We start from the raw sequence: 18,240 nt of genomic DNA on the forward strand, positions 1-18,240 counted from the left end.
AACACGCCCTTATAGGGCTTACGATACCACTAATTTTTATTAGTGGTTATGATAGACATAAACTAATAAAGTAAATTACGAATAGTAAATCTAAAACATAGACAATAGGATTTAATTCTTTTCTACGACCACTCGCAAACATTCCAATTGTGTAAACAATAAATCCACAAGCAATTCCATCTGAAATAGAATACATCAATACCATCATGATAACAGTTGTAAAGGCAGCAGCTGCAATGACAATATCATCCCAATGAATATTTCCTAATTGTTGAGCCATCATAATACCAACAACAATTAAAGCAGGTGCAGTAACCGCATTTTTCGCAATTGATAAGATGAATGGTGAGAAGATAGTCGCTAATAAGAATAAGATACCTGTTGTAACAGCAGTTAAACCAGTACGACCACCAACTCCAACACCAGAAGTTGATTCAACGAAACTTGTTACAGTAGAAGTTCCTAAACAAGATCCAATGACAGTACCAACCGCATCAGCTAATAAAGCACGTTCGGCATTTTCTAATTCACCTTTTTCATTAACTAATCCACAGCTATTTCCAACTGAAATTAAAGTACCAGCTGTATCAAAGAAATCTACGAATAAGAATGAGAATAAAATAACGATGGCTTGGAATGGATGAGAGAATAATTTACCAAATCCTGTTGTGAATTGACCAGCAGCTGAAAAATCTAAGTTAAAAGAAACAACTTGATGAACAGCAGGCATTCCTTCAATTCCAAAAGCACCTAAAATTAAACCAACAACAGCTGTTACGATCATTCCCACAAATACACCAGCAGGTACTTTCTTAACAACTAAAGCGATAGTAACTAATAAACCGAATAAAGCCAATAAAACAGTAGGTTCTGCTAAGTTTCCGATGGAAACAAAAGTCGCATCACTTGCCACGATAATACCAGCATTTTTGAATCCGATAAAGGCAATAAAGAAACCAATTCCAGCTCCAATCGCAAATTTCATTTGCACAGGAATCGCATTGATGATTGCTTTACGTACACCTGTTACGGAAATAATGACGAAAATGACTCCAGAAATAAAGACAGCAGCTAAAGCAGCTTGCCAGCTATATCCCATTGCACCGCATACAGTATAAGCAAATAAAGCATTCACTCCCATACCAGGAGCAAGTGATACTGGATAGTTGGCAATCAATCCCATAATAATAGAAGCCACACCAGCTGAAATTGCTGTCGCTGTAAATACAGCTGTTGGACTCATACCAGCAGCAGATAAAACACTTGGATTAACACCTAAAATATAGGCCATTGCCAAGAATGTTGTGATACCAGCAAGAATTTCAGTTTTTACACTAGAACCTTTCTCGTTGATTTTAAAGTATTTTTCCATTTCTTTCTCTCCTTTAAAAATACCTTATTATTTTATTGTTTTTAAAGAAATTATTCAACTATATTAATCAATTTTCTATGATAGAAAGAATATAGAACCATATTTATTTTTTTATTTGGATATACTTTTTGTAATGATTTCTTGTAGGTAATTAATTGATTTTGATAACTAGAAACTAAAGATTCTTCACTTAATGAATCCGTTTTAAAATCTAAAATAGTAATTTCATCATCAAAAACAACGAAGTCCATATATCCATGAACCACTTGTTCAAGTTCTTGTACAATATAACTTAACTCAAATTGATGAGGTAATTTCATCCATTGTGCATATTCAACACAATTATTTAAAGACATAAATTGATCTAAATCTTTTTGTGAGAAAACATAATTATGGGCTTTACCATACTCTAGAACATCCTCTAATTGATATGGATATGAACAATTTCCAGCCATTTCATGAAATAAAGTACCACGATCCATAGCACCTTCATTCACATCAAACGAAGGCCAAACCAATTTAGCTTTTGCCTGACTTGCGGAAAAAGAACGAAGCACTTCATCTTCTTTTTGATAATATTTACGATTCACAACTTGATTACAAATGTCATTTTCTTTGTCTTCAATAATAATATTGCGATTAATAAATTGAATGCGATCATCGTTTCGATACGTATGAAATAACCAGCTTGTATAGGATTTCATATTTAATAGTGCATTAGTATTTAATGGAAAATTATATTCTTCTTCATTTGAAACATAATCAACAAACACAATTTCTTCTTTTGCCCTTGTCGTTGCCACATATAAAATACGCATTTCTTCCATTAAACTATCGTGAATCGCTTTTGATTGAAACGCAATATTATAATAAGAAGGACGCCTTGTTTGGTTTTTATAATCCACATGCGATAAAGCCAATCCTAAGTTCGCATCAATCATAACTGCATCTTTTTGTGATTTCATTTTATGATCACTTAATATGTAACAAATAGGAAATTGTAATCCCTTGGAAGCATGCATCGTCATAATACGAACGACGTTTTCTTCCTTCCCAAAGGCATTGGCTTGTCCTGTACGATCTAACTGAGATTCATTTTCAATCATTTCAATAAATCCTTCAATATCATATGGATACAAATAATTAGAAGCTTTTTCTAATAAATAATCTAAATTTGTTTTATCTTGACTTGTAGTATGACTTACATAGAAATCATTAAATTCATAAATTGAACGAATTAAAGACGCAACTGTGTGTTCTTTATTTTTCTTAAAATCTAAGAAATCATTCATAAAAGGATAAGAACGAATGGTTTCAAATAAAGATTGATTCTTTTCTTTATGTACACAAGCTGCACTGATTTCTTGATAAGAAACATTAAACAATGGGGAACACAAACAAGCCATTAATTGAATATCATCGTATGGATTAATTAAAGCATTTAAAGTGGCACAAACAATTTGAATCGCATTGTTGGTATAGAAACCATTTGTCACTTGTCCAAAAACAGGAATATTATACGATTCCAAACAGTTTTTAATATCTTCTAAATGTGTACGACTTCTTAATAAAATACAAATATCTTTGAATTGTTTTCCTTTTTTAATGTCTTCTAAAATTGATTGCGCAATAAAATGATAACGATTATTTTCACAGATTTTATTAGCTTGGGTACCATTAACTTGATAATCATTTTTGATTTGTTCCGAACTACAATAAATAAAACGAATTGGATGTTCTAAAGAATCCACTTGTTGGTCAGTACCCACTTTGGCAATATCAATATCATCAAATTGAGAACCCAATAAATCTGTATTCATAATCTTTTGATAAAAATCATTATTAAAGTCAATGATACTTTTATTCGAACGATAATTTTCTTCTAGAACTAAAGAACAATCATAGAATGAAGTTGAATTCATATGATTTTTCATAATAGAAGGATTCGCTTGTCTAAAACCATAAATCGATTGTTTAATATCACCTACACGGAAAACATTGTTGTCACGACAAAATTTCGAAACAATGGTTTCTTGTAGTTCATTGGTATCTTGGAATTCATCAATTAAGATTTCATTGTATTTATTTCTTAATTCTTCTTGAATGACTTTATCTTCAAGTAATTGTAAAGCAAAGTGTTCCATATCAGAGAAGTCAATGATTTCTTTTTCTTTTTTGATTTGGGCAAAATAAGAATCAGTATGAATACACAATTGAATCAATGAATTCGCAATTGTTTTATTATCTTTAATATCCATTTCAAATGTATCTAAATCAAATAAATTCTTTTGAATTTCTTCTTGAAACGAAAGATAATTTTTATCAAATGTATAGCCATTATATGTACCAGGGAATTTATCACTGTGTTCTATATAACGGATAAAAGCTTTTTTAAAAGATACATAATCTTTCTTAACGAGTTCCTCTAAACAAATCGATAAGTCTTCTTTTTTTATATGAAAAGAATCTAATTTCTTATTTCGTGTTGTCTCGCTTTTAACTTCCATTGCTTCAACTTCTGAAATCGATTTATCAAGAATATCCAACATAGCTTGGATTCTCTCTTTAAAGAATTGGAAAAACCAAGTTTCACTTTGAATGTCTAAAGAATCATAATGACTTAAGATTTCATTAAACCACTCATTCATATTTGGTTTAGATTTACCAACATTGATTAAAGTTTCAATTACTTTTTTAATGTCTTCTTCTTGTTTTCCAAGAGCTTTAAAATATAACTTTAATTGCGTATAGCTTTTACTATCTAATTGTTGTACGGCTTGATTATAGGCCATACTAAAGGCATGCATTAAATCCGATTCGGAACCAACATTGGTGGCCATTGTCAATGAAATAGGAATTTTGTAGTAATAGTTTTTAACTAAACTTTGACAAAAGCTATCAATCGTACAAATAGAAGAAGTTTCTAATAGTGTTAATTGATTGGCAATATAATCATCACTTGGATTTTCTTCTTTCTTTTTTTGAAGATCTTTTTTTAGACGAGCTTTCATTTCACTGGCTGCATCGTTCGTAAAAGTCATAGCTAAAATCGTATTAATTGGAATACGGTCTTTAATTACCAATGTACTTAATCGTTCTACTAATACACTTGTTTTTCCACTACCGGCACTCGCAGAAACGATAACGTTTTTATTTCGTATGTTGATGGCATTTAATTGTGCTTGTGAAAAAGGCATTATTCTTCCTCCTGATCAATATAAGATACTTGGGCGACAATTTGACGATTGTTTCGACAAACTCTTCTAAACGAACAAAGGGAACATGCACTTTGATCAGATATTTGGGATTGAATGTTTCCTTTTTTCATATCTGTTAATAAACCATTAATAACAGTATTCCATTGTTCTTTACACTCTGAAAAAGACGGTGTATTTTTTCGTATACCCACTAAAGAATTATCGTCCATATAATTATCGAATCCATCAAATGCCCATCCATTGATGAATTTCTGATTTGTGAATTCATTAAAACAATTGAGTTTAGATTCTTCGACAATACCTGGTTTACTTCTAGGATAACTTACTTTTAAAGCAGAATCCGTTATACATGGACTCGATAAAGAAACATAGAAACATCCGGTTGGATGAAGGTGTTCTTGTTCTTCGATATAAATGGTATAAGTTAATAATTGTAAAGATAAACCAGCCTGAAAATTATCTTGTTTTAATTCTTTTTTACTTGATTTATAGTCGAAGATACAAAAACTAGTATTTGAACTATCGATGCGATCTATGTATCCTGTAAAAGTTAACTTCATATCTTCGAATTCAATTTCTTTTTGAATATGATATTCTTCGTCTTTAATATTCATATGCCATTTTTCTTCAAAATAAGAAAGTTGTTTTAAGATTAAGATAACTTTTTCTTTATATTCAAGAATTTGTTCATGAATCCATCTACTTTGATTTGGATATACTTTACGATAAAAATCAAATTCATGTGAAATGACCATTTCAATTTCTTTTTCATCTACATGAACATATTCTTTTTGGTATTTCTTAGTTAATGTCTCTAAAATGGAATGAAGAATCGTTCCTTTCATGGCAATATCTAAAGTAGGAACACGTAAATTTAAACCATATTTTAGATAATGAGAAAAAGGACAACGCGCAAAACTTTCTAATCTTGAAACACTAAAACGAGTGTTTTTAAAGAATAATTGATTTGCTTGTTGAGGATGAATTTCCATTTTCATTTTTTCATTCACGGAACTTTCTTTTAAATTCACAAATTCTGCTTTTTTATGAAACCAATCTTCAATTTCTGGACTTGGTTCATAATTTTTTCCTTCATAATCAGATTGCGCATAGGAAATATATAGATTTTCAATAGAAAATAAAGTATTTTTCATTTCATCTAATTGAAAAGCTAAACGCTCTTGTAAAGAAGGCAAGGCGGTATGACGAATATAATCTTCATCAAATAAATTCGTATGAATTTGAATGCCAGGGAAGTTTTTAGTATGCGCTCCCATAATAAATACATGCGAACGAATGGCGTTACAATCTTTTAAAGAACCAATCAATACCCCTTTAATTTCACTTGAAGTTTGTTGGACTTCCATTGTTTCAATGAATTGTAGAAATAAAGAAGGTTGATTTAAATAAGGCAAAGATTGACGATATACTTCTTGGATTGCTTTATAAATATTGACATCTTCTTGTTGGTAAAAAGGATGACGATCTTGAATGCATTGACAAATTGAAGTAAAGTCATAAATTGTCCAATCATAGACTTCTTGATGTTCTTCATTCCATTCAATAATTCTTTGTTCTGCCTTTTTTAAACGATTAAAATCATATTCATCAATGATATTATTGAATTCATAGTCTAAATCTTTCATATGAAATTCATTTTTAAAGTTTTCTGGAAAGTTTGTATAGTATAAATTCATATCATTATAAATGGCAGGAAAAACAAGTTGAATCATACTTAAAAAAGTAGTTAATGAGGGATTTAAAATCCAATCAAAAATCATATAAAAATCTTGAACAATGGATGAATAAATAGATGTATTCAAAAAAGTATAAGGAATATGATATTGGTCCATCATTTGTGCTAATACTTGGTTTTGTGATTCATTGTTTGTACATACAAAACAATCATTGGCATATAAATCATGTTCAAGAATTTCAAGACAAATCAATTCCGCTTCTTTTCGAGAATTCGCACAAGTATGATATTCAAAGTGTTGATTTATACTTGTATCATAATACGATGCACCGTGTTCTAATAAATATTGAATCCATATCATTTCCATATCAGAATAAGGTTTACGAAGAATTTGAATCGATGAAATATCTTCTATTTTTTTAATATGATTTTCTTTTGTATCAATTGGATATAGCACTTGAATGATTTCATTTAGGTCTTGTTCTTTTTTTGTATCTTTTGGGAATTTATGAATGTCATATAATTTACACCAACGAATAAAAGATAAACAAGACTTAAGGAAAGTTAAATCATTCATACTTTCATAGTATGTGTTGGATTTTGATATGATGTCTTTTCTTAATTGATATTGATATAAAATTTGATATTGTTTTTCTTTTAAATCATAAATAAAAGAATTCAAAGAAATAATTTGAACATCAATTTGATTTTGATTTTCTTTTAATAGTTTTTGATACATAGGCAAATGTAGATTTGCGGGTACGAGTATTGTTTTCATTTTATCACCATATTTATTATATCTTTTATTTTGACAATATGAATGTCATTTAAAAAATTGTATGAATAAATGCAATTGAATGTATTGGAATCCCTTTCTTATATAAAGTATAATAACAACAGATGGAGGTACTTATGAAAAGAAGTAAATATATTGATCATACTTTATTAAAACCAGAATCTACTCGTGAACAAATTAAAAAATTGTGTGAAGAAGCAATTGAATATGATTTCGCATCGGTTTGTGTAAATCCATATTGGGTATCTTATTGTGCTGAATTGTTGAAAGACAGTGATGTTATGGTTTGTACTGTAATTGGATTCCCACTAGGAGCCAATACAAGTGCTGTCAAAGCATTTGAAACAAAAGATGCGATTGCCAATGGAGCTGATGAAGTTGATATGGTTATTAATATCGGTGAATTAAAAGCTGGAAATGATGAGGTTGTTTTAAATGATATTAAAGCCGTTGTAGAAGCATCAGGTGATAAAACAGTAAAAGTAATCATTGAAACTTGTTTATTAACAGACGAAGAAATTACACGTGTTTCTAAATTATGTGTAGAAGCCAAAGCGGATTTTGTGAAGACTTCAACTGGATTTAATAGTGCTGGAGCCAATGTTCATGTTGTTGAAGTTATGAAAAAAGCTGTTGGTGATCAAGCATTAATTAAAGCAGCTGGTGGGGTTCGTACACCACAAGATATGGATGATATGATTGCAGCAGGTGCCAATCGTATTGGAACTTCAAAAGGAATTAGCTTAATGTAAATAACGAAAACCAGATGATTCTATTTCACCTGGTTTTTTTCATTATAAACAAGCTTCTAATGCGATTTTCATCATGTCATTAAAACACTGTTCTCTTTGTTGAGGAGTCGTGATTTCTTCAAACGCAAAGGAATCTGAAATGGTACAAATGGCAGCTGCTTTTTTATGTAATACTTTGGCATTATGGAATAAAGCAAAACTTTCCATTTCTACGGCTTGGCATCCATTTTGAATAGCTTCTTTCATTAAAGAATCATCTTCACAATAAAACGCATCAGAAGAATGAATACGAATCGATTTAATTTCCATGTTTAATTTTTTAGCACAATCCATGATTTTTTGATTTAATTGTTCATCAGGATATTGGATTTCATTGAAATCATGGGATTGAACTTGCGCATAACTTGATTTTGAATAAGAACTATGTGCTAAAGTTACATCGAATAATTTTAAATCTGGTGTATATCCTCCTGCTGATCCAATACGAATAATCGTATCCACATCGTATTGAGAATATAATTCATATGAATAAATACCAATACTAGGCATTCCCATACCTGAACCCATGACCGATACTTTCTTTCCTTTATAAGTTCCTGTATAGCCAAGCATATTTCTTACGGTGTTGAAACAAACAACATCTTCTAAATAGTTTTCCGCAATGAATTTGGCACGTAAAGGATCTCCTGGCATTAATACCACCGAAGCAATTTCACCTTTATTGGCTTGATTATGTGGTGTAGACATAATTTTTCTCCTTTCTTCACTCTTATTTAAAGAATACCATCAAATTAAAAATAATGATATAATCTTTTTGATATGGAGAATAAAAATAAAATATTTGAATATTTAATGATTGTATTTGGAAATTTACTGGTAGCAATAGCAGTATCCTTTTTTATATTACCTAATAATATTTTAACAGGTGGAGTTGCCGGAGTTGTTGTTGCCATACAGCCATTGGTTCCGATTGACTCTGTAATATTAATTGATATTTTAACGGTTAGTTTATTTTTGCTCGGATTTTTGTTTTTGGGAAAACAATTTGCGGCAAGAACGCTATTATCAACGATTGTTTATCCAGTGGGCATTTCTATATTTTCAATTGTCTATGACTTTTTTCCAGAAGGAACCTTTATCATGGAACCATACTTGGCATCTATTTATGCGGGTTTAATTTGTGGATTGGGATTAGGAATTTGTTTTAGAGTAAATGCGAGCACAGGAGGAATGGATATTCCAGCTTTGATTTTACATAAATATACTCATATTTCTAGTGGAAATAGTGTAGCTATTATTGATGTTTTGACAATTTTGTTGGGTCTAGTCATCCATGGCTTAGAGCCAGCTTTAATTGGAATTTTATCGGTTTTCACATCAAGTGTAGCAATTAATCGTGCTGTATTATTAGGAACAGAAAATGCTTTGAATTGTATGATTATATCCGATAAATGGATTGATATTCGTAATTACTTAGTTAATGAAATGGAAAGAGGCGTTACCATTTTAGATGGAATTGGCGGATATACAGAACAATATCATCCTGTTGTGATGTGTGTAATTAAACAAAAACAATTATCGTTATTAAAATCAAAAATTATGGAAATTGATTCGTCGGCATTTATTATCGTAAATAATGTGAACGAAGCACATGGTGAGGGATTTACATATGGACTTGAATAATAAAATTAAAGAAATCATCGTTGTCGAAGGAAAAAACGATACCAATACATTACAAACCTATTTTCAATGTGACACCATTGAAACAGGAGGCGATCAAGTAAATGAAACTACGCTTCAAAGAGTAAAATATGCACAAGAAAAAAGAGGCGTTATTATCTTTACCGATCCCGATACACCAGGAGAACACATTCGCCGTCAAATAAATGAATATGTACCAGGATGTAAAAATGCGTTTATTGATAAGAAAAAAGCACGCACAGAAAAAAAAGTAGGAGTGGAACACGCAAGTAAAGAAGATTTATGGGATTCTTTAATGAACTGTGTTACTTTTATTAACCAACAAGAAAGTTTATCATTTGATGAATTTATAGATTTAGGATTAATGGGAAATTCACAAAAGCGTTTTAAAGTTTGTGAGCTTTTCCATATTGGACCATGCAACGGTAAAACATGTTTTAAAAGATTAAATGGAATGAATGTTTCCAAACAAGAAATCGAGGAAAAGTTAAATGAATCAGCGAATCGCAACAATTAAAAAAACAAAAGAAATTCAAGAAAAATATAATGTATTCACAAAGAAAACATATGGACAAAATTTTATTATCGAACCTAAAGTCGTTGAAAAAATAGCTCAAGCAGCTATTGAAAGCCCAGATGAACTTGTCTTTGAGATTGGTCCAGGAATTGGTGCTTTAACACAGTGTTTATGTGAAAGAAGCAATCACGTGGTTGCGTTTGAAATTGATGATCGCTTGCCAATGGTTTTAGAAAATGAAATTGGTTTTGATCATTTAGAAGTTATTTTACAAGATTTTATGAAAGTGGATGTTGATCAACAAATTCAAAAATATCGAAAAGAAAACCAAAAAGTCGTATTCGCGTCAAATTTGCCTTACTATATCACAACACCAATTTTGTTTAAGTTGTTTGAAGCAAAAGAAAAAATTGAAAGAATTACGGTCATGATGCAAAAGGAAGTGGGAGAACGCTTCTTGGCTAAAGAAAACGAAAAAGAATACAATGCTCTAAGTGTTATTACTCAATATCGTTGTGATGTGAAAAAAGTGATGGATGTTTCACGTCACGTATTCTGGCCTAAACCAAATGTAGATTCAATGGTTGTCCAATTTTCTTTTCATCATAAATATCGCTTAGAAAATGAAGATGTGTTCTTTAAGATGGTCAAATCATGTTTTACACAAAGACGAAAAACAATCTATAATAACTTCCAAGATTTTGTTAAAGACAAAGAATTAGCTAAAAATCTTTTAATTCAAGCGAATATTGAACCATCTACGCGTGCACAACAATGTACATTAGAAGACTTTATTCGTTTATATGAAGTGGGAAAGGGATATTATGATTGTTAGAGCATATGCTAAGGTTAATTTAGCACTTGATATAGTAGGTGTTATGGAAAATGGATACCATGATTTAGATATGATTATGGCACCGACTTCTTTATACGATGAAATTGAAATTGTATATAGTTCACAAGATAAAGTAGAATGTGATACATATGCGATTCCAGAAAATAATACCGTATCAAAAATGATTCAATTATTAAAAAAAGAATATTCTATTTCTTCTTGTTTTCATGTGACAATTCATAAAAATATTCCTATGATGTCAGGAATGGCTGGGGGATCTACCGATGCGGCAGCTGTTTTAAAAGCCATTATGGAAATGGAACAATTATCGATTTCTTTTGAACAACAATTATCTCTTGCCAAACAAATTGGAGCCGATGTACCTTTTTGTGTCTATAGCCAATGGGCAAGAGTACAAGGAATTGGAGAAATCATTAAACCCATTGATACGGATTTAGTTTTACCTTGTCTACTTGTAAAACCAGAAGTAGGGATTTCAACTCCTGTAGCTTTTAAAAAATGGCATGAACAAAAGCCATTGTCAGTGGATGTGAATTTAATTCAAGAAACAATCGAACAAAAAGATATTTCTTCGTTATTTAAGGTCATGAATAATACCTTAGAACCAGTAGCCAAAGAAATGGAACCAATTTTAAATACTATTCAAAATGATATGGAGCAATGTGGCATCGAACGAGTTATGATGTCTGGTTCTGGTTCAACAATGATGGGATTTTCTAAAGATATTTCTATTTTAGAAAAAGCGCAAAAAGAATTAGAAAAGAAATATAATTTTGTGAAATTAGTATCGATTGGAGGAAGAAAATGATTTACTCACTTGTGAAGTACATTGTCTTTGTTCTATGTTTTATTGTTAGTGTATATGCTTGTTCTTCCATTCAATTTGAAAAAATTTGTAAAGTTCAAAAGAGTGGAAAAGTCATTACTTTAATGTTTTTACTTTCTTTTGTGCTTGCGTATTTATCAACACAAGCCATTCTTGATTTGACGATATTTAATGGATTTGGAGGATAAGTATGTTCAATAGATGGTATATAATCGATGCCGGTGCATATCAAATTCGGATTTTTGATGAATCAAAAGATGAATTAATACAATTTCAAAGCATTATTGCGTATAAAAATAATGAAGTTGTATCCGTTGCCTCGCAAGCTACAGAATACGTATACCATCGAAATAATTCAATTAAAGTAAAGTATCCATTTTGTGAAGGTAAAATCCTATCAGATATTATGCCATTATTAAAATATGGATTAAATATTGAAAAACATATATGGAAGCGTCCATGTGTATTGATTTGTTTATTGAATCGAAGTCAACAAGAAGAACAAAAATGGATTTCTTATGCCAAGGAATTAGGAATTTATCGTGTTGAATTTATTACAATTGCGGATTTAATGAAAGAACACATTCATTTTTATATTCATTCGGGTCATTCTTATACTTTGATTGGATTAAACATTGATGGCAAACAATCGTTTCAAAAGGTGATTCCTTTTGCGGGATATCAAATTGATGAAGCTATTGTGCAAACTGTTTTAAAGAAAACAAAGTGTTTTATTTCTATGGAAGATGCTCGTATGTTGAAAGAAGCATGTTCTAAGAGTTTATTAAAAAATAAAAATGCGAAATTGTCTTGTTTTGGAATGAATAAATACAATCAATATGAAAAAGTGCAAGTATCTTCGATGGATTTATGGCCTTGTATTGAAGCAGTAGAAAAACAAATTATTTTATGGACCAAACAAATGATTTCAACTTGTTCATTAGAACTACAAGAAAAAATATTAGAAAATGGTATTTATTTAAGTGGGGGCTTGGCAAATTGTTTTGGATTACAACCTTATTTGAAATATGAACTCAAATGTCCAATCATTTGCACAAATACACCACAATACGATATTATGAATAAAATGAAGGAAAGACGAAATGATTGATTATAAAATTATTATAGTGCCACTGGTTTTAAGCATATGCCTTACCCCAGTGATAAAACGATACTCAATAATTGCGAAATCCTATGCCCAGGAAAACGAAAGAACCGTTCACCATGGTAAAATCAGTCGTATTGGTGGAGTTGCGATTTACTTGGCGTTTATGATTACCATGGCTTTGTTTGTGTCATGTGATCGAGCCTTGGATGGAATTATCATAGGTGGAAGTATCATGTTCTTTGCGGGATTAATTGATGATTTAGTGGACTTAAAAGCAAGCGTTAAACTTGTCCTTGAAATCATAGCAGCCATTGTATTGATTTATTATGGTGTATCCGTTGATGTGATTCGTGTATTTGGATTTGCCATTAATATTCCTATTATCACTGTTTTATTCACAATTATTTGGATTGCCGGTATTACCAATGCCGTTAATTTAATTGATGGATTAGATGGATTAGCAGGTGGAATGAGCGTTGTGATTTTAATTGTCATAGGATGTCTTGCCCTAGTCGAACGACGCATTGATGTAGTGACAATTACGTTCATCTTAGCCAGTGCAACTTTTGGTTTTCTAGTATATAATGCCCATCCAGCAAGTATTTTCATGGGAGATTGTGGATCTTTATTTTTGGGATTTATGATTTCTGCTATTTCTTTATTAGGATTTAAAAGTTCAACCATTGTGACCTTAGGACTTCCTATTTTATTGTTGATGCTTCCTATTATTGATACTTTATCGGCTATATTAAGACGAACCTTAAAAGGAATGAAGTTCATGCAAGCAGATAAAAGTCATCTTCATCATTTATTGATGAAACAATTTGGGCATGGCAATACCGTTATCATTATGTGTGCCATTACTGCTTTATTTGGTTTAAGTGCTTTTATTTATATGTTGAATCGTGCCATTGGTTTAGTTGTTATTTTAATTTTATTGTTGGGAATAGAATTATTTATTGAAAAATCGGGAATGATTAATGAGAAATTTCATCCGTTATTGAGTTTACATCGTCGTATCAAAGAAAAAGTAACTAAATTTAAAGCAAAATTTTATTTTCATTAACAATTATAAGATATTTATAATTTTATATTGATATCATAGATGCATGGAACCAAAAGAATGGATGATGAATAAACAAACTGTTTTAAAAAACCAGAAATTAGAACTTCTAAAAAAGCAGGCAGAAAAAGAAGAAAATGAATTATGTAATTCGTTATCAGAAAATGAAGTATTTGATTATATGGTTTCTAAACTAAATTACTGTCGAAGAAAAGAAGTTTTTTCTTGTCAGGATTTAAATGTGAATATTCGTTGCGGGGATATTTGTTACATTGATTTTGGACATTCTTATTTATTTGAAATTGGGTATTTACACTTTGGTTTGATTTTATCAATTCAAAGAGGAAAAGTATTTGTAGTACCCATTACGGGAGCAAATTCAAAAGTGATTTATGGAAAAGACCATATTATGCAGCTAGGTAAAATAGAAGGAATGAGTAAAGTCAGTGCGTGTTATTTAAATGATTCAAAATGGATCAATTCATCAAGAATTATTGATGTAAAAGCACATATTCCCGTTGATAGTCCTTTATTTTTAGCTATCAAACAAAGAATTCACGAGGGTATTGGATAAATACCCTTTTTTTTGTTATCATTCTTCCATGAAAACAATTATTATAGCTTGTTCTGGTGGACCCGATAGTATGGCTCTGTTAGACATGATGAATCAAAAACATATATATAATATTGTAGTAGCCCATGTGAATTATCAAAAAAGAGAAAGTGCCCTTCGAGATGAAGAATACGTAAAAGAATATTGTGAACAAAATCAATTGTTACTTCATGTGCTTAAACCAATATATGATCACAGTGATAACTTTCAAGCTTGGGCTAGAAATGTTCGTTATCATTTTTTTGAATCGTTATGTCAACAATATCATTGTAAAGAAATTTATGTAGCTCATCATATGGATGATCACATTGAAACTTATTTCTTTCAAAAGAATCGTCATATGTTGTGCGATGCATATGGACTTCAAGAAAAAATGAACCGAAATGAATATGAAATTGTGCGTCCTTTATTGTCTTATACGAAAAAGGAATTAGAACAATATTGTATTCAACACCATGTTTGTTATGGAATCGATGAATCCAACTTAACAAATGATTATACACGTAATAAAATTCGTCACAGTCAAATTGACTTTATGACAAAAGAAGATAAATTAAAGATTTGTGATCAAATTAAAGTTGAAAATGAAGCTTTAAATCAAAAAAGAAAAGAAGCATTGTATTTTCTTCAATCTTTTAAAGTAGATGATTTGATTTCCTTGTCTGATAACTGGTTTTATTTAGATGTATATTTATATCAATATATGAATATACATTTATCTAGAAAGCATTTATTGGATTTATGTGAAAAATTAAAAAAAGATATTTATCTTGAATTAAATGAATATTATTTAGAACGATATCAAAATCAATTGTATTGTGGCAAAAGAAAAGAGAACGTTTATGTTCAATTGGATTCGTTAATCTACCAAGAATTTGATCGATTTAAATTATTGGATTCTGGAAAAACAATTGAAGGAATGAAAGTAAGTGAAAATGATTTTCCATTGGTAATTCGAAATGTACAAGAAAAAGATTGTATTCAATTACGATTTGGAACCAAAAACATCCATCGCTTTTTTATTGATCGTAAAATTCCTAGACATATTAGACAAAATTGGCTGGTTGTTGAAAATAAAGAAAAGCACATTATTTTTGTACCGGAAATCGGTTGTGATGTAGAACATTTTAGTGTGAATTCGAATTTGTTTATGATACAATACAACTTGTAACTTAGGAGTAATTTATGGAAAACAAAGATATTGAAAGAGTTTTAATTTCAGAAGAACAAATCGCTAATCGTTGTAAAGAATTAGCAGCTGAATTAGAAAGTTATTATAGTCAATTTAAAGAACCTTTATTAATTGTAGGATTATTAAAAGGAAGTGTTCCTTTTATGTCGGAATTAATGAAACGTTTCACAATTCCTTGTGAAATTGATTTTATGAAAGTGAGTTCATATGTAGGAACTAAGTCAGTTGGTGATGTAAAAATCAATAAAGACTTAGATGACACATGTGATGGAAAATGTGTATTAATTGTTGAAGATATTATTGATACAGGTAAAACAATTAAGGCTGTAAAACAAGTATTTTATAATAAAGGAGCAACGGATGTTAAGATTGTTTCTTTATTAGATAAACCAGAAGGAAGAAAAGTAGACATTGAAGCAGATTATGTAGGATTTACAATTCCTAATGAATTCGTAGTTGGATATGGTTTAGACTACAATCAAAAATATAGAAACCTTCCTTTTGTTGGGGTATTAAGCCCAAGTGTATATGAATAAATAAGGGGGATGTAGAATGAAGAAAAAATGGTTGAATTATTTACCAACTATTTTCATTATTTGCATTGTTCTTTCTTTGATGATGTATAACACATCAGCATCAAGCGAACATTTAAATTTCACAGAATTCAAGAAAACAGCTCAAAAAGTTGATTTTGAAGATTCATCTGTGACAATTGATGGAACTATCATTCAAGTAGAAGGAACATATAAATCAAAAGGTAAAACAACAGCTTATAGCGTGATTATTCCAAATACAGATGCGAATATTGAATGGTTAGATGAAACATTGACAAAAGATGGAGGAGAAATCTCAGTTATTAATCCGGATGCCAATTCAGTGTGGATTACTTTATTAGCACAAATGGTACCATTTATTATTATTTGTGTTGTCTTCTTCATGATGATGTCAAAAATGGGTGGAGGATCCAATGCCAAAGCCTTTGAATTTGCCAAGTCAAGAGCTCGTATGGAAAACGATGTAAAAGTTCGTTTTAAAGATGTTGCGGGTTGTGAAGAAGAAAAAGAAGAAGTAAAAGAAGTTATTGATTACTTAAAAACACCTAAGAAATTTACGGATATGGGAGCCCATATTCCTAAGGGAATCTTAATGGTAGGACCTCCTGGAACAGGTAAAACATTATTGGCAAAAGCCGTTGCCGGAGAAGCAAATGTGCCTTTCTTCTCTATTTCAGGATCTGATTTCGTAGAAATGTTTGTTGGTACTGGAGCAAGCCGTGTTCGTGATATGTTCAAGAACGCTCAAAAGAATGCCCCATGTATTATTTTCATCGATGAAATCGATGCCGTAGGACGTCAACGTGGAGCCGGTATGGGTGGTGGAAACGATGAACGTGAACAAACATTAAACCAATTATTAGTTGAAATGGATGGTATGTCTGATAATACAGGAATCGTCGTTATTGCGGCAACAAACCGTCCTGATGTATTGGACCCAGCTCTTCTTCGTTCTGGTCGATTCGATCGTCAAATTACTGTTAATTTACCAGACGTAAAAGGAAGAAAAGAAATTTTAAATGTACATGCACGCAATAAAAAACTAGCTGCGGATGTCAATTTAGAAAACTTAGCAAAACGTACACCTGGATTCTCAGGAGCTGATTTAGCCAATGTATTAAATGAAGGTGCTATTTTAGCGGTTCGTAATAAAGAAAAAGTAATTACAATGAATGACTTAGATGAAGCCATTGACCGTGTAATGATGGGACCTGCTAAGAAAAGTCGTAAATACACTGAAAAAGACAAAATGCTTGTGGCTTACCATGAAGCTGGACACGCTGTTATTGGATTGAAAGTTGAAGATGCCGATACAGTACAAAAAGTAACAATTATTCCTCGTGGAGAAGCAGGTGGATATAACTTGATGATGCCACGTGAAGAAAGAATGTTCCCGACTAAATCTGCTTTCTTAGCAGAAATCACTGGTTTACTTGGAGGACGTGTTGCCGAAGAAATCGTATTTGGACAAGATGCGGTTAGTGCCGGAGCAAGCAATGATATCGAAAAATTAACGAAAATTGCGAAAAATATGGTTCGTGTATATGGAATGTCTTCGTTAGGACCTATTCAATATGCAGATCCACAAGGAAATGTATTCCTTGGTCGTGATTATACACAAGGAAGTAATTACTCAGCTGGGGTAGCTGAAGAAATTGATAAAGAAGTTCGTAATATTGTAGATGGATGTAAAAAACAATGTCGTCAAATTCTTGAAGAAAACCGCGATTTATTGGATTTAATTGCGAAGTCATTATATGAATATGAAACATTAACAAATGAAGAAATCATGAACTTGATGGAATATGGTCAAATCACTAATCCAAATGAAGTGGTTGCTCAAGCAGTAGAACAAGAACCGGAAGAAGAACTTCCTCCTATTCCAACAAGCGTAGATCAAAAAGATTTGGATGATGCCATGAACGAATTAACAAAGAAAAAAGACGCATAGCGTCTTTTCTTTTGGAGGAAAAGAA

Annotated in this window: 16 protein-coding genes; 12 read left to right on the forward strand and 4 right to left on the reverse strand. The window is 31.0% G+C overall.

Features of this window, described 5'->3' with window-relative positions; translation table 11 throughout:
• Positions 1 to 46: 46 nt before the first annotated feature.
• Genes ACI313_RS03500 through ACI313_RS03510 form a run of 3 tightly spaced genes read right to left on the reverse strand, consistent with a single transcriptional unit; the run spans position 47 to position 7,064 of the window.
• Positions 47 to 1,372, reverse strand: a complete 1,326-nt coding sequence (locus tag ACI313_RS03500) for an NCS2 family permease (RefSeq protein ID WP_439755278.1) — start codon at positions 1,370 to 1,372, stop codon at positions 47 to 49.
• Between the two features lie 50 nt (positions 1,373 to 1,422).
• The gene (locus ACI313_RS03505) at positions 1,423 to 4,569 is read right to left on the reverse strand and encodes a UvrD-helicase domain-containing protein (RefSeq protein WP_439755279.1); all 3,147 of its coding nucleotides are present in this window, start codon (positions 4,567 to 4,569) and stop codon (positions 1,423 to 1,425) included.
• Complete coding sequence (locus ACI313_RS03510; RefSeq protein WP_439755280.1) at positions 4,569 to 7,064, reverse strand: PD-(D/E)XK nuclease family protein; 2,496 nt, start codon at positions 7,062 to 7,064, stop codon at positions 4,569 to 4,571. Before ACI313_RS03510 ends, ACI313_RS03505 begins: the two co-directional genes overlap by 1 nt.
• A gap of 134 nt (positions 7,065 to 7,198) precedes the next feature.
• Between ACI313_RS03510 and deoC the strand changes: the two genes are divergently transcribed.
• Entirely contained in the window at positions 7,199 to 7,834 is a 636-nt protein-coding gene (deoC, locus tag ACI313_RS03515) for a deoxyribose-phosphate aldolase (RefSeq protein ID WP_320608420.1), read from the forward strand.
• Between the two features lie 42 nt (positions 7,835 to 7,876).
• Here the strand turns inward: deoC and deoD are convergent, their stop codons facing one another.
• Positions 7,877 to 8,581, reverse strand: coding sequence for a purine-nucleoside phosphorylase (deoD, locus tag ACI313_RS03520; RefSeq protein ID WP_320608419.1), 705 nt, complete (start codon positions 8,579 to 8,581; stop codon positions 7,877 to 7,879).
• 72 nt (positions 8,582 to 8,653) lie between these two features.
• Here deoD and ACI313_RS03525 point away from each other — a divergent pair, with 72 nt between their 5' ends.
• From ACI313_RS03525 to ftsH, 11 genes are read left to right on the forward strand one after another with little or no spacing between them, the layout of a single operon-like run.
• Entirely contained in the window at positions 8,654 to 9,517 is an 864-nt protein-coding gene (locus ACI313_RS03525) for a YitT family protein (RefSeq protein WP_439755281.1), read from the forward strand.
• Positions 9,504 to 10,052, forward strand: a complete 549-nt coding sequence (rnmV, locus tag ACI313_RS03530; RefSeq protein WP_320608417.1) for a ribonuclease M5 — start codon at positions 9,504 to 9,506, stop codon at positions 10,050 to 10,052. Before ACI313_RS03525 ends, rnmV begins: the two co-directional genes overlap by 14 nt.
• On the forward strand, positions 10,027 to 10,887 hold the full coding sequence (gene rsmA, locus ACI313_RS03535) for a 16S rRNA (adenine(1518)-N(6)/adenine(1519)-N(6))-dimethyltransferase RsmA (protein ID WP_320608416.1): 861 nt from the start codon (positions 10,027 to 10,029) through the stop codon (positions 10,885 to 10,887). Before rnmV ends, rsmA begins: the two co-directional genes overlap by 26 nt.
• Positions 10,877 to 11,716, forward strand: a complete 840-nt coding sequence (gene ispE, locus ACI313_RS03540) for a 4-(cytidine 5'-diphospho)-2-C-methyl-D-erythritol kinase (protein ID WP_439755282.1) — start codon at positions 10,877 to 10,879, stop codon at positions 11,714 to 11,716. The genes rsmA and ispE overlap by 11 nt, the downstream gene beginning before the upstream one ends.
• Positions 11,713 to 11,922, forward strand: a complete 210-nt coding sequence (locus ACI313_RS03545) for a DUF1146 family protein (protein WP_320104473.1) — start codon at positions 11,713 to 11,715, stop codon at positions 11,920 to 11,922. The genes ispE and ACI313_RS03545 overlap by 4 nt, the downstream gene beginning before the upstream one ends.
• A 2-nt stretch (positions 11,923 to 11,924) precedes the next feature.
• Positions 11,925 to 12,845 carry a rod shape-determining protein gene (locus ACI313_RS03550; RefSeq protein ID WP_439755283.1) on the forward strand — a complete coding sequence of 307 codons (921 nt, stop codon included), beginning with the start codon at positions 11,925 to 11,927 and terminating at the stop codon, positions 12,843 to 12,845.
• Entirely contained in the window at positions 12,838 to 13,908 is a 1,071-nt protein-coding gene (locus ACI313_RS03555) for an MraY family glycosyltransferase (RefSeq protein ID WP_320608413.1), read from the forward strand. The genes ACI313_RS03550 and ACI313_RS03555 overlap by 8 nt, the downstream gene beginning before the upstream one ends.
• Positions 13,909 to 13,951: 43 nt before the next feature.
• The gene (locus ACI313_RS03560) at positions 13,952 to 14,479 is read left to right on the forward strand and encodes a hypothetical protein (RefSeq protein ID WP_320608412.1); all 528 of its coding nucleotides are present in this window, start codon (positions 13,952 to 13,954) and stop codon (positions 14,477 to 14,479) included.
• Positions 14,480 to 14,507: 28 nt separating this feature from the next.
• Complete coding sequence (tilS, locus tag ACI313_RS03565) at positions 14,508 to 15,689, forward strand: tRNA lysidine(34) synthetase TilS (protein ID WP_320608411.1); 1,182 nt, start codon at positions 14,508 to 14,510, stop codon at positions 15,687 to 15,689.
• A gap of 14 nt (positions 15,690 to 15,703) precedes the next feature.
• A complete protein-coding gene (gene hpt, locus ACI313_RS03570; RefSeq protein WP_439755284.1) occupies positions 15,704 to 16,246 on the forward strand; it encodes a hypoxanthine phosphoribosyltransferase in 543 nt (180 codons plus the stop codon).
• 16 nt (positions 16,247 to 16,262) lie between these two features.
• Positions 16,263 to 18,215 carry an ATP-dependent zinc metalloprotease FtsH gene (gene ftsH, locus ACI313_RS03575; RefSeq protein WP_320608409.1) on the forward strand — a complete coding sequence of 651 codons (1,953 nt, stop codon included), beginning with the start codon at positions 16,263 to 16,265 and terminating at the stop codon, positions 18,213 to 18,215.
• The last annotated feature ends 25 nt before the right edge of the window (positions 18,216 to 18,240 follow it).

Source organism: Floccifex sp. (genome assembly GCF_051873495.1).
Classification (GTDB): Bacteria; Bacillota_I; Bacilli_A; order Erysipelotrichales; family Erysipelotrichaceae; genus Floccifex.